This is a genomic window from Sphingomonas trueperi, from assembly GCF_011927635.1.
GTDB classification, from domain to species: domain Bacteria; phylum Pseudomonadota; class Alphaproteobacteria; order Sphingomonadales; family Sphingomonadaceae; genus Sphingomonas; species Sphingomonas trueperi.
Map to the genome: position 1 here is coordinate 246670 of NZ_JAATJB010000001.1, position 12534 is coordinate 259203.

Consider the following 12534-nt stretch of genomic DNA (forward strand, 5'->3'; position numbering starts at 1 on the left):
TACCGATCGTTAACCAAGGTGATGGAGGCGGCGGCACCCGGTCAAGCAGGAAATGTTACAATTTTTTGTTTTGGTGAAACCTTGTGTCACAAGAACATCACACATATTCACGTTCGTGAATATCTCGGCGCAAAGACCATAGCCACAAAAAAACCGGCGCCCTCCCTGCGGAGGACGCCGGTCTTTAGCGGTTCGCGACGGATCAGGCCGCGAGCTTGCGCAGCACGTAGTGCAGGATGCCGCCGTTGAGGAAATATTCCAGCTCGTTGACGGTATCGATCCGGCAACGGGTGAGGAAGGTTTCCGACGAGCCGTCGGCGCGGGTCAGCTTCACTTCCACGTCCTGGCGCGGGCGGAGACCCGCGACGCCGGTGATGGTGAAGGTTTCCGAGCCGTCCAGCTTCAGCGTCTCGCGGGTCACGCCCTCGGCGAACTGCAGCGGCAGCACGCCCATGCCGACCAAGTTCGAGCGGTGGATACGCTCGAAGCTCTCGGTGATCACCGCGCGCACGCCGAGCAGGTTGGTGCCCTTCGCCGCCCAGTCGCGCGACGAGCCGGTGCCGTACTCCTTGCCCGCGACGATGACGAGCGCGGTGCCGTCGGCCTTGTGGCGCATCGCGGCGTCGTAGATCGGCATCACTTCGCCGGCATATTTGGTCATGCCGCCTTCGACGCCCGGCACCATCTCGTTCTTGATGCGGATGTTGGCGAAGGTGCCGCGGACCATGACTTCATCGTTGCCGCGGCGCGCGCCGTAGCTGTTGAAGTCCTTCTTCGCGACCTGGTGCGACTGGAGGAACGCGCCGGCGGGCGAATCCGCCTTGATGCTGCCGGCGGGCGAGATGTGATCGGTGGTGATCGAATCGCCCAGGATCGCCAGCGGCTTGGCGTCGACGATGTCCTGCACCGGCGCCGGGGTCATCGACATGCCCTCGAAATAGGGCGGGTTGTGGATGTAGGTCGAGCTGGTCGGCCAGGCATAGGTGTCCGACACGGTCACCGAGATGCCCTGCCAGTGGCTGTCGCCCAGATAGACGTTGCCGTAGCGCGAACGGAACATCTCGTCGTCGATGTTGGCGTTGATCAGGCCCTGGATCTCCTCGTTCGAGGGCCAGATGTCCTTGAGGAACACCGGGTTGCCGTCCGAACCGGTGCCGATCGGCGTCTCGTACATGTCCTCGGTCACCGTGCCCTTCAGCGCATAGGCGACGACCAGCGGCGGCGAGGCGAGGAAGTTGGCGCGGACGTCCGGCGAGACGCGGCCCTCGAAGTTGCGGTTGCCCGACAGCACCGAGGCGGCGACGATGTCGTTGCCGTTGATCGCGGCCGAGATCGGCTCGGCGAGCGGACCCGAATTGCCGATGCAGGTGGTGCAGCCATAGCCGACCAGGTTGAAGCCGATCGCGTCGAGATCCTCGGTGAGGCCGGCCTTGTTCAGATAGTCGGTCACGACCTGCGAGCCCGGGGCGAGCGAGGTCTTCACCCACGGCTTGCGGGTCAGGCCCTTTTCGCGCGCCTTGCGGGCGACGAGGCCGGCGGCGATCAGCACCGACGGGTTGGAGGTGTTGGTGCAGCTGGTGATCGCGGCGATCACCACGTCGCCGTCGCCGATGTCATGGTCGCGACCCTCGACGCCGACGCGCGCGGGCTGCTCCTTCTTGTACACCTTGGTCAGGTCGCCGTTGAACACTTCGTCGACGCTGTCGAGGCTGACGCGGTCCTGCGGGCGCTTGGGGCCGGCGAGCGACGGACGCACGGTCGACATGTCGAGCTCGAGCGTATCGGTGAAGATCGGCTCCACCGCATCCTCGCCGTGCCACATGCCCTGCGCCTTGGCATAGGCCTCGACCAGCGCGACATTCTCTTCGCTGCGGCCGGTGAGGCGCATATAGTCGAGCGTCTTGTCGTCGATCGGGAAGAAGCCGCAGGTCGCGCCATATTCCGGCGCCATGTTGGCGATGGTCGCACGATCGGCGAGCGTCATCGCGTGCAGGCCGGGGCCGTAGAACTCGACGAAGCGGCCGACGACGCCCTTGGCGCGCAGCATCTGGGTGACGGTGAGCACCAGGTCGGTCGCGGTGATGCCCTCGGCCAGCTTGCCGGTGAGCTTGAAACCGACGACTTCGGGGATCAGCATCGACACGGGCTGGCCGAGCATCGCGGCTTCCGCCTCGATGCCGCCCACGCCCCAGCCGAGCACGCCCAGGCCGTTGACCATCGTCGTGTGGCTGTCGGTGCCGACCAGCGTGTCCGGATAGGCGATCGTGGCACCATCGGGCGCGACCGACGACCAGATTGACTGGGCGATATATTCGAGGTTCACCTGGTGGCAGATGCCGGTGCCCGGCGGGACCACCGAGAAATTGTTGAGCGCCTTCGAGCCCCACTTGAGGAACTCGTAGCGCTCGGCATTGCGCTCGTACTCGAGCTTGACGTTGTCATCGAACGCCTGGGGCGTGCCGAACTCGTCGACCATCACCGAGTGGTCGATCACGAGGTGCACCGGCACCAGCGGGTTGATCTTGGCCGCGTCGCCGCCGAGCTTGGTGATCGCGTCGCGCATCGCCGCCAAGTCGACCACGCAGGGCACGCCGGTAAAGTCCTGCATCAGCACGCGCGCAGGGCGATACTGGATCTCACGGCTGGGGGCCTTGGGGTTCTGCTGCCAGTCGACGATGGCCTGGGCATCCTCGGGGGTGACGGTCACGCCGTCGTCGAAGCGGAGCATGTTCTCCAGCAGCACCTTCATCGAGAAGGGCAGGCGGCTGACGTCGCCGAGCTTCGCCGCCGCCTTGGGGAGCGAGTAGAAGCTGTAGGTCTTGCCGGCGACGGTGAGCGAGTCACGCGTGCCGAGCGTATCGTTGCCGATGGCGGTCATGAGGCGCGGGGTCCTTTCCCTATCTGGTCCGCCGGGCGCTCGGTGGACGCAGCCCATTATAGACCGCGCGGGCGCACCGTCGGGGGTGCTGCGAATGCGAAGATTCGCGAGGGGCCTTAGCGCGGTGCGGCGGGGAGGGGAAGGGGAGGTTGGTAGGGGAGGGGTGGTGGTAGCGGTAACGGTTCAAGGCGGTTAAGGCATGTGACTTAGAACCATCTTCTCATCCGCTGATTGGCAGCCTATGCGAAGCAAGTATGACGGTGGAGGAAGATCTCTGGATTTACTCCGATGAATCGGAGGATGTTGCGGGGTCGCTCCGGCATGCATTGCGCTGCATCGATTACGTCAAATCCGATCCGCAGGCCTGGAAATGGTTCGCGCTCGCATTGCATTCTGCACTCCAAGGAGCGTGCGTCTGCCACCTTACAACTTCCCTGGCTCCGGTCGGGGCGGTGACAAAACGCAATGCTGCTGAGTGGATATCGTTTGTTGAAAAGCGTCGTACTAATCCCGCGGCGGAAGTGCCTCGCACCGAGTTAATGTCTCTACCCGATCTCCTGAAAGCCGTGCGCAAGCCGTATTCGGCGGGTGACCGCAGCAACAGTGCGGGCATCGCAATTTCCGATAGGGAGCTCACTTGGATTAGGCGATTCCACGATGAAGTGCGCAACCAGTTCGTGCATTTTGAGCCGATGGGATGGGCGCTCGAGGTTTCCGGCTTGCCGGAGATTGGTAAGTTTGTTGCACGGATCATCGGCGAAATTCTGGAGGCCGGCTACGGCTTTCGACATCGAGATTTGGCATGGCGAGATGCTCTCGCCGCGGACGTTTCCCGCCTATCTTCGTTGGGTTTGCTCGGATAGGCGAAGGGCTCTCACTCTCGCTTCCCGCATTACATCGTTCGCTGTGATTGGCGGCCGCAGAGTGAGCGGAACTGCTGCTTCTATTTGATTGGCCGATCCAGACCGTTGTACGACAGGCGATAGATTGTCCTCCCGGGTGGTGAAGCCGCCCCCCCCATTGCCGTTTCCCGCCCCGCTGCTAGCGTCGCCGGCATGACCGAAGGCATGACCTATGGGCGCTATCTCGCCCTCGACCAGCTGCTCGCCGCCCAGCATCCGCTGTCGGACCGGCATGACGAGCTGCTGTTCATCATCATCCACCAGACCAAGGAGCTGTGGCTCAAGCAGATCCTCGCCGAGCTGCACCTCGCCAAGGGGCTGGTCCGCGCGGGCAAGCTGATCGAGGCGTACAAGGGCCTGGCGCGGGTGAGCCGCATCCAGGCGGTGATGACGCTGAGCTGGGACGTGCTCGCGACGATGACGCCCAGCGACTATACCCGCTTCCGCTCGGTGCTCGGCGGCAGCTCGGGCTTCCAGTCGGACCAGTTCCGCGCGGTCGAGACGATGCTGGGACTGCGCGGCGGCGGGGTGCCGGGGCCGCTCACCGACGAGGCCGCCGCTCTGCCGAGCCTGTGGGACGACGCCAATGCCGCGCTCGCCGCCGCCGGGTTCGACCTGCCCGACGCCGTGCTGCACCGCGACTGGCCGACGCCCTATCAGCCGAGCGACGCGGTCCGCGCCGCCTGGGGCCAGGTGTACCGCGACACCAATCGCTACTGGGACCTGTACCAGCTCGCCGAGAAGCTGGTCGATATCGACGATGCGATGGCGACCTGGCGGCACAAGCATGTGCTCACCGTCAGCCGGGTGATCGGCGGCAAGCCGGGGACCGGCGGCACGCCGGGCGTGTCCTATCTCGAATCGACGCTCGCCAAGCGCGCCTTTCCCGAGCTCTGGTCGCTCAGGACCGACCTGTGAGCAGCTTCAAGCACCTGTTCCAGCGATCGCTCGCCGCAGCGCCGGACCGGCTGCACTTCGCCGCGCACAGCCACCATCTCTGGCCCGACGCCTCGTGGCTCGGCCAGCAGGCGGCGTGGGACGATGCCGCGCGGCTCGCCGACCGCAAATGGGGCCGGGTAATGGACGCAATCTGGCCCGCCGCCCAGGCGCATGTCGCCGCCGAGCTGCACCTGCCCGATCCGTCGACAGTGGTGTTCGCGGCCAACACGCACGAACTGCTGCTGCGGATCGTCTCCGCGATGGGCCCGCGCCGGCCGCTGCGCATCCTCGCCACCGACGGCGAGTTCCACAGCTTCCGCCGCCAGTCGCTGCGCTGGGAAGAAGCGGGCACGGCGGTGGTCACCCGCGTGCCGATGGGGGAGATCGTCGCCACGGCGCAGCGCGGCGGATTCGACCTGATCGTGGCGAGCCATGTCCAGTTCGGCACCGGCCATATCTTCGATGGGCTTGCCGACCTCGCGGCGCTGGCGCGGCCCGAGGGGCCGTGGGTGCTGATCGACGGCTATCATGGCTTCATGGCGGTGGAGACCGACCTGTCGGCGGTGGCGGACCGGGTGTTCTACGTCGCGGGCGGGTACAAATATGCGATGGCGGGCGAAGGCGTCGGCTTCCTCCATGCGCCGCCGGGCTTCGGGCCGCGGCCGGAGATCACCGGCTGGTATGCCGAGTTCGAGGACCTCGCGCTGCCGCCGGGCCGGATCGGCTATGCGCCCGACGCCCGCCGCTTCCTCGGCGCGACCTTCGATCCGTCGGGGCTCTACCGCTTCGTCGCGGTGCGCGAGATGCTGGCGCGCGAGGGGCTGACGACGGCGGCGATCAACGCCCATGTCGCGCCGCTGCGGACGGCGTTGCTGGAGGACTTCCCCCTCGATGCCGAGCGGATCAACCCCGCCGCGCCGGAGGCGCCGCAGGCGCGTTTCGTCGCGCTGCGCAGCCGGCAAGCGGCCGCGTGGCAGGCGGCGCTGCTGGCGGACGAGATCGTCACCGACGTGCGCGGCGACGTGCTGCGGATCGGGCTGGGCCTCTACCAGGATGCGCGCGACGTGGCGCGGCTGCGCGCGGCGCTCGCCGCGCTCTGATCAGGCGGCGGCGAGCGGCGCCAGGCCGAGGCGGCGGATCTCAATCGCCGGGCAGCGGTCCATCACCACCTTGAGCCCCGCCGCCTCGGCGCGGGCCGCGGCGTCATGGTCGATCACGTCGAGCTGCAGCCATACCGACTTGGCACCCGCCGCAATCGCCGCGTCGACCACCGCGCCGGCATCCGCCGACTTGCGGAAGATATCGACCATGTCGAGCGGCACGCCGATCTGGTCGAGCTCGCGGAAGACGAACTCGCCGTGAATATGTTCACCGGTAATGCGCGGATTGACCGGGATGACGCGGTAGCCGTGCCGCTGCAGCAGCAGCATCACGCCATTGCTGGGTCGATTGGGACGATCGGACGCGCCGACCATCGCGATGGTGCGCGTTTCCTCGAGCAGGGTGCGGATGTCTTCGTCACGCGTCAGCGGCATGCATCACCTCTTTAGCCATTCATAGACCGAATCGGCGAGCGTTACAAAGGATCCGGAAGAGTCCGTATCGCCGGCGGCGGGGGGCGTGCCTGCATCCGAAGCGGCGCGGATTTCCATCGCCAGCGGGATGCGGGCGAGGAACGGGATGCCCAGCGCCCCCGCCGCCTTCTCCGCCCCGCCGCTGCCGAACGGATCGGAGACGCCGCCGCAATGCGGGCAGCAATAGCCGGCCATGTTCTCGACGAGGCCCACGATCGGCACCCCGGCCTTGTTGAACAGGTCGATCGCGCGGGTCGCGTCGATCAGCGCGAGGTCCTGCGGGGTGGAGACGATCACCGCGCCCGCGGGCTTGTGCTTCTGGATCATCGTCAGCTGCACGTCGCCGGTGCCGGGCGGCAGGTCGAGCACGAGCAGCTCGGTATCGCCCCAATCGGCATCGACCATCTGGCCGAGCGCGCCGCCCGCCATCGGCCCGCGCCAGGCGATCGCCTGCCCCTCGGCGACGAGCCCGCCCATCGACAGCATCCTGAGCCCGAACGGGGTTTCGATCGGCAGCAATACTTTGTCACGCGCCTGCGGCTTCACGCCCTCGACCCCCAGCAACTTGGGCTGCGAGGGGCCGTAGATGTCGGCATCGACCAGCCCGACCCTGAGCCCGCGCCGCGCGAGCGCGATGGCGAGATTGGCGGCGACGGTCGACTTGCCGACCCCGCCCTTGCCGCTGGCGACGGCGAGGATGCGGCGGGTGCGCCGCTCGCTGGTGAGAAGAATGCGCACTTCGGCCACGCCCGGCAGCGCGGCGGCGGCGCTGCGCACCTCGGCTTCGAGTGCGTCGCGGGTCTCGGGCGCGAGGCCGGTCACGTCGAGCACGACATTGGCGCGGCCGCCCTCCAGGCGCACCGTGGCGCGGCCGGCGGACACGGGGGCGAGGGCGGCGGAAAGGTCCTGCGGATCAGTCATGCGGCGGCACATAGGTACACAATCGTCCGACGCCACTGTAAATCCGCGTCGCCCTGCTTATAAAGGTTGGCATGGTGAATAGTTCTGGCCGCGACGCGCTGTCCGGCACCTTCCACAACGAGCCGCCGAAAAGCCCCTGGGGCGGCGGCTCGGACAAGGATGACGGCAATGGCGGGGGCCCGCGCAACCCGTGGTCCGTCCCGCCCGAGGGCCGGCGCTCGCGCGCCGGTTCGCCCAGCGCGCTCGACGAGCTGTGGCGGCGGGCCCGCAGCGGCGGCGGTGGCGGCGGCCTCCCCGGCGTGCCCACCGGCGCGCGGCTCTGGCTGCTGATCATCGCCGGCTTGCTGGCGGTTTGGGTGCTCTACACCTCGATCCACCCGATCGGGCCCCGCGAGAAGGGCGTGGTCACCTTCCTCGGCCGCTATTCGGGCACGCTCGATCCGGGCATCCAGTTCACCTTGCCCGCCCCCTTCCAGCTGGTCGACGTCGTCGATGTCGGAAACATCCGCACCGAGAATTTCCCGAACAGCGGCGAGAATCTGATGCTGACCGGCGATCAGAACATCGTCGACCTCGCCTATTCGGTCCGCTGGGACGTGCGCAGCGCCTCGGCCTATGTGTTCCAGATCGCCGATCCGCGCGAGACGGTGCGTGCCACGGCGGAAAGCGCGATGCGCGCGGTGATCTCCACCACCAGCCTCAACGACGCGATCGGCGAAGGCCGCTCGCAGATCGAAGCCGAGGCGCAGGTGGCGATGCAGAAGATCCTCGACGAATATGGCGCGGGCATTCGCATCCAGGGCGTCGCGATCCAGAAGGCCGCCGCCCCCGCGCAGGTCGACGACGACTTCAAGGCCGTCACCGCCGCGCAGCAGGAAGCCGAATCGAACCGCAACAACGCCAATGCCTATGCCCAGCGCGTGATCGCCGCGTCGCAGGGCGAGGCCGCCGAGTTCGACAAGATCTACGAACAGTACAAGCTGGCCCCCGAAGTGACCAAGCGCCGGCTCTATTACGAAACCATGGAGGCCGTGCTGGCCAACACCAACAAGACGATCGTCGAGGCACCGGGCGTGAACAGCTACCTGCCGCTGCCGGCGCTGCGCCGGGGCAATGCGCCGGCCGATGCGCAGAATTCGGGAGGCGCCAAGTGATCGCCTGGGCCCGCAACCCGATCGCGCTCGTCGTCGGCGTGATCGTCGTGCTGATCGTGCTGATGAGCACCGTGGCGATCGTGCCGGAAACCAAGCAGGTCGTCGTGCTGCGGCTGGAGAAGCCGTACCGCACGGTCAACGCCTACAAGGCCGGCGAGGGCTTCGGCCGCACCAATGCCGGCCCGGTGTTCCGCATCCCGTTCGTCGACCGCCTGGTGTGGGTCGACAAGCGGATCCTCGACGTCGACCTGCCCGACGAGCCCGTGCTGTCGACCGACCAGCTGCGGCTGGAGATCGACGCCTATGCCCGCTACCGCGTCACCGATCCGCTGCGGATGGTGGTGACGGTGGGCACCGAGGAGCGGCTGCGCGAACAGCTCCAGCCGCTGCTGCGCTCGTCGCTGCGCAACGAGCTGGGCAAACGCCGGTCGAGCACGCTGCTCAGCCCCGAGCGCGGCCAGGTGATGGACAATGTCCAGGATTCGCTCCAGCGGCTCGCCAGCCAGTATGGCGTGCAGATCGTCGACGTGCGGATCAAGCAGACAGAGCTGCCCTCGGGCTCGCCGCTGACCAGCGCGCTCACCCGCATGGCCACCGCGCGCCGCCAGGAGGCGGAGACGATCAAGGCGCAAGGCCTCAAGGACGCGCAGATCATCCGTGCCAACGCGCAGGCGCAGGCGGCGCAGATCTATGCGGCGGCGTTCAACAAGGATCCGCAATTCTACGACTTCTACCGCGCGATGCAGTCGTACCGGACCACCTTCCTGAGCCCGGACGCCAAGGGCGAGAGCCAGATCATCCTGTCGCCGAACAACGCCTATCTGCGGGAGTTCACCGGGCAACGATGAGTCTGTCCGCTCGTTCATATTCAAATCAGGTTCAGCCGCGCTGGGTAGAAGCGCGGTTTGAGACGAACACCATTCCTTTCGAGAGGAAATGACCCCGTGCGTTACGCCTACGCCTTGACTACCGCGATCCTGCTGGGTGGCGCCGCCACCGCGCTCTCGCTCAACCAGCCCGCCGGCGCGCAGACCGCGCAGAACGAGCCGGGCACCATCCAGGCGATGGCCCCCAAGGCCGGCGCGCCGATGAGCTTCGCCGATCTCGTTGCCCGTCTCCAGCCGGCGGTCGTCAACATCTCGACCACGCAGCGCGTGAAGGTGAACGCCAATCCGTTCGCCGGCACGCCGTTCGAGATGTTCGGCCTGGGCCAGGGCCAGTCGGTGACGCGCGAGGCGCAGTCGCTCGGCTCGGGCTTCATCATCTCGGCCGACGGCTATGTCGTCACCAACAACCATGTGATCTCGGCGGGTGCGCAGGGCGCGGTAGTCGAATCGATCACCGTCACGCTGGCCGACGGGCGCGATTTCAAGGCGAAGCTGATCGGCCATGATCAGGCGTCGGACCTCGCGGTGCTCAAGATCGACGGCGCGAACCTGCCCTTCGTCAAGTTCGGCGATTCGGCCCGCGCCCGCGTCGGCGACTGGATCCTGGCGATCGGCAATCCGTTCGGCCTGGGCGGCACCGTCACTTCCGGCATCATCTCGGCGACGCACCGCGTCACCGGCACCGGCGCCTATGACCGCTTCATCCAGACCGATGCTTCGATCAACCGCGGCAATTCGGGCGGCCCGATGTTCGACCTGAACGGCAACGTGATCGGCATCAACTCGCAGATCCTCTCGCCCACCGGCGGCAATGTCGGCATCGGCTTCGCGATCCCGGCGGAGGAAGCCAAGCCGATCATCGACAAGCTGATGAAGGGCCAGACGATCACCCGCGGCTATCTCGGCATCGCGATGCAGGACCTGACCAAGGACCTGGCGGCCGGCTTCGGCCTGCCGTCGGACCGCGGCACGCTGGTCGCGCGCGTCGAGCCGGGCCAGCCGGCCGAGAAGGCGGGGATCAAGCAGGGCGACGTGATCGTCAAGGTCAACGGCAAGGACGTGACCCCGGACCAGACCTTGTCCTACATCGTCAGCAACGTCACCCCGGGCACGCGTATCCCGATCGAGCTGATCCGCGACGGCAAGCGCCAGACCGTCAACGTCACCGTCGGCACCCGCCCGCCGGAAGAGCAGCTCGCCCAGTTCGATCCGAGCGACCAGGACGGCACCGACGGCGATGATGGCGACAACGGCGGCAGCGCCGCCACCGCGCCCACCGCGCTGCTCGGCATCGGCGTCACGCCGCTGACCCCGCAGATCGCGCGCTCGATCGGCGTCGATCCCTCGATCGGCGGCGTGGTGATCCTCGGCGTCAACCCGAGCAGCGATGCGGCCGGCAAGGGCCTGCAGCGCGGCGACGTGATCGTCTCGATCAACCAGCAGCCGGTGCGCACCGCAGCAGACCTCAGCAAGGTCGCCGCGGCCGCCAAGGCAGCGGGCCGCAAGCAGGTGGTCCTCTACATCCAGCGCAAGAACATCGGCAACTATATCCCGGTCGGTCTCGCCGGGAACTGATTTGCCGCAAAACGGCTGACCAAGGCCCGTTTCTTCCCTATGGCTGCGCCTCCACAAAGGAGCGGGAAATGGCGGAAGAGACGGGCCTTTTCGTTGGAGCGGCCGGGGAGGCGCGGATCGAACTCAACCTGCGCCGCGCCAATCGCCACGGGCTGATCGCGGGGGCGACCGGCACCGGCAAGACGGTGACGCTGCAGGGCCTGGCCGAGGGTTTCTCCGCCGCCGGCGTGCCGGTGTTCGTGGCCGACGTGAAAGGCGATCTGGGCGGGCTCGGCATGGCCGGGTCGCCGCTCGCCAAGCCGCATGCCGCCTTTGCCGCGCGGGCGGAAGCGATCGGCGACAGCGACTGGAAATACCAGGCGATGCCGGTGCAGCTCTGGGACCTGTTCGGCGAGCAGGGGCACCCGATCCGCGCCACCGTCTCCGAAATGGGCCCGCTGCTGCTCGCCCGGTTGATGGACCTCAACGAGGTGCAGGAAGGCGTGCTGACCATCGCCTTCCACGTCGCCGATGCCGAGGGGCTGCTGCTGCTCGACCTCGACGACCTGCAGGCGATGCTGGCGCACTGCGCCGAGCGCGGGGACGAACTTTCGACGACCTATGGCAATGTCTCGAAGCAGAGCGTCGGCGCGATCCAGCGCCAGCTGCTCCAGCTGCGCAGCCAGGGCGGCGGCCATTTCTTCGGCGAGCCGGCGCTCAGCATCCAGGATTTCCTGGCGCACGACGATAGCGGCCGCGGCGTGATCAACATCCTCGCCGCCGACAAGCTGATGGCGAGCCCACGGCTCTATGCCAGCTTCCTCCTCTGGCTGCTCTCCGAACTGTTCGAGACGCTCCCCGAGATCGGCGATCCCGACAAGCCGGTGCTCGTCTTCTTCTTCGACGAGGCGCATTTGCTGTTCGACGATGCGCCCAAGGCGTTGCTCGAGAAGATCGAGCAGGTGGTGCGGCTGATCCGCTCCAAGGGCGTCGGCGTCTATTTCGTGACGCAAAATCCGATCGACATCCCCGAGGATGTGGCCGCCCAGCTGGGCAACCGCGTCCAGCATGCGCTGCGTGCCTTCACCCCGCGCGACCAGAAGGCGATCCGCGCCGCCGCCGAGACCTTCCGGGCAAGCCCCGGGCTCGACGTCGCGACCACGATCACCGAGCTGGCGGTAGGCGAGGCGCTGGTCTCGCTGCTCCAGGCGGACGGATCGCCCGCACCGGTATCGCGCACCCTGATCCGCCCGCCCGCCTCGCGCGTCGGCCCGCTGGCGGCGGACGAGCGCAAGATCCTGGTCGAGACCGATGCGGTCGGCGCCAGCTACGACACCGCGATCGACCGCGAATCCGCCGAGGAATTGCTCGCCGCCAAGCGCGCCGAGGCGAGCGCCGCTGCCGCGGAGGCCCAGGCGCGAGACGCTGCGGAAAAGGCCGCCGCCGCGCAAGCCAAGGAAGACGCGCGCCGCGCCAAGGAGGAGGAACGCGCCCGCATCGCCGCCGAGCGCGAGGCTGCGAACAACCCGCTCAACCGCGCGATCCGCTCGGCCACGCGCTCGGCCTCGTCGGCGGCGGGCCGCGCGGTGGCGAACGAAGTCAGCAAGGCGGTGTTCGGCAGCAAGGGCGGCGGCGGGGTGCTGGGGCAGGTGGTGCGCGGGGTGCTGGGCGGGCTGTTCCGCGGCTGAACAGCCGGAAAAGCCTGTCCTTTCGAAGCCGCCGGTG

At 67.5% G+C, this 12534-nt stretch carries 10 protein-coding genes; 7 read left to right on the plus strand and 3 right to left on the minus strand.

The annotated features are described in order from the left end of the window. Positions 1-202 precede the first annotated feature (202 nt). Positions 203-2878 (minus strand): aconitate hydratase AcnA, encoded by a 2676-nt coding sequence (gene acnA, locus GGR89_RS01150; protein ID WP_125977567.1) that lies wholly within the window; start codon positions 2876-2878, stop codon positions 203-205. A gap of 254 nt (positions 2879-3132) precedes the next feature. On the opposite strand from acnA, the gene GGR89_RS01155 reads away from it, so the two are divergent. The 3 genes from GGR89_RS01155 (at position 3133) to GGR89_RS01165 (ending at position 5819) form a co-directional block, all read left to right on the plus strand. Further along, positions 3133-3741, plus strand: coding sequence for a hypothetical protein (locus GGR89_RS01155; RefSeq protein ID WP_125975101.1), 609 nt, complete (start codon positions 3133-3135; stop codon positions 3739-3741). A gap of 192 nt (positions 3742-3933) precedes the next feature. Beyond that, entirely contained in the window at positions 3934-4698 is a 765-nt protein-coding gene (locus tag GGR89_RS01160) for a tryptophan 2,3-dioxygenase (protein ID WP_125975099.1), read from the plus strand. Then, positions 4695-5819, plus strand: a complete 1125-nt coding sequence (locus tag GGR89_RS01165; RefSeq protein ID WP_125975096.1) for an aminotransferase class V-fold PLP-dependent enzyme — start codon at positions 4695-4697, stop codon at positions 5817-5819. The genes GGR89_RS01160 and GGR89_RS01165 overlap by 4 nt, the downstream gene beginning before the upstream one ends. On the opposite strand, the gene GGR89_RS01170 is transcribed toward GGR89_RS01165, so the two are convergent. Beyond that, a complete protein-coding gene (locus GGR89_RS01170; RefSeq protein WP_125975093.1) occupies positions 5820-6254 on the minus strand; it encodes a CoA-binding protein in 435 nt (144 codons plus the stop codon). It abuts the gene before it with no gap. 3 nt (positions 6255-6257) lie between these two features. Continuing rightward, entirely contained in the window at positions 6258-7214 is a 957-nt protein-coding gene (locus GGR89_RS01175; protein WP_125975091.1) for a P-loop NTPase, read from the minus strand. Positions 7215-7285: 71 nt separating this feature from the next. Between GGR89_RS01175 and hflK the strand changes: the two genes are divergently transcribed. From hflK to GGR89_RS01195, 4 genes are all read left to right on the plus strand, one after another. Further along, complete coding sequence (gene hflK / locus GGR89_RS01180; protein WP_125975088.1) at positions 7286-8368, plus strand: protease modulator HflK; 1083 nt, start codon at positions 7286-7288, stop codon at positions 8366-8368. Next, a complete protein-coding gene (hflC, locus tag GGR89_RS01185) occupies positions 8365-9216 on the plus strand; it encodes a protease modulator HflC (protein ID WP_206431126.1) in 852 nt (283 codons plus the stop codon). Before hflK ends, hflC begins: the two co-directional genes overlap by 4 nt. Positions 9217-9312: 96 nt before the next feature. Then, on the plus strand, positions 9313-10830 hold the full coding sequence (locus GGR89_RS01190; protein WP_125975085.1) for a Do family serine endopeptidase: 1518 nt from the start codon (positions 9313-9315) through the stop codon (positions 10828-10830). 68 nt (positions 10831-10898) lie between these two features. After that, on the plus strand, positions 10899-12497 hold the full coding sequence (locus tag GGR89_RS01195; RefSeq protein WP_125975083.1) for a helicase HerA-like domain-containing protein: 1599 nt from the start codon (positions 10899-10901) through the stop codon (positions 12495-12497). The last annotated feature ends 37 nt before the right edge of the window (positions 12498-12534 follow it).

Excerpts from the sequence above, each read along its gene's own strand:
- acnA (WP_125977567.1), bottom strand. The coding sequence starts at position 2,878 with ATGACCGCCATCGGCAACGATACGCTCGGCACGCGTGACTCGCTCACC.
- GGR89_RS01155 (WP_125975101.1), top strand. The coding sequence starts at position 3,133 with ATGACGGTGGAGGAAGATCTCTGGATTTACTCCGATGAATCGGAGGAT.
- GGR89_RS01160 (WP_125975099.1), top strand. The coding sequence starts at position 3,934 with ATGACCGAAGGCATGACCTATGGGCGCTATCTCGCCCTCGACCAGCTG.
- GGR89_RS01170 (WP_125975093.1), bottom strand. The coding sequence starts at position 6,254 with ATGCCGCTGACGCGTGACGAAGACATCCGCACCCTGCTCGAGGAAACG.
- GGR89_RS01175 (WP_125975091.1), bottom strand. The coding sequence starts at position 7,214 with ATGACTGATCCGCAGGACCTTTCCGCCGCCCTCGCCCCCGTGTCCGCC.
- hflK (WP_125975088.1), top strand. The coding sequence starts at position 7,286 with ATGGTGAATAGTTCTGGCCGCGACGCGCTGTCCGGCACCTTCCACAAC.
- GGR89_RS01195 (WP_125975083.1), top strand. The coding sequence starts at position 10,899 with ATGGCGGAAGAGACGGGCCTTTTCGTTGGAGCGGCCGGGGAGGCGCGG.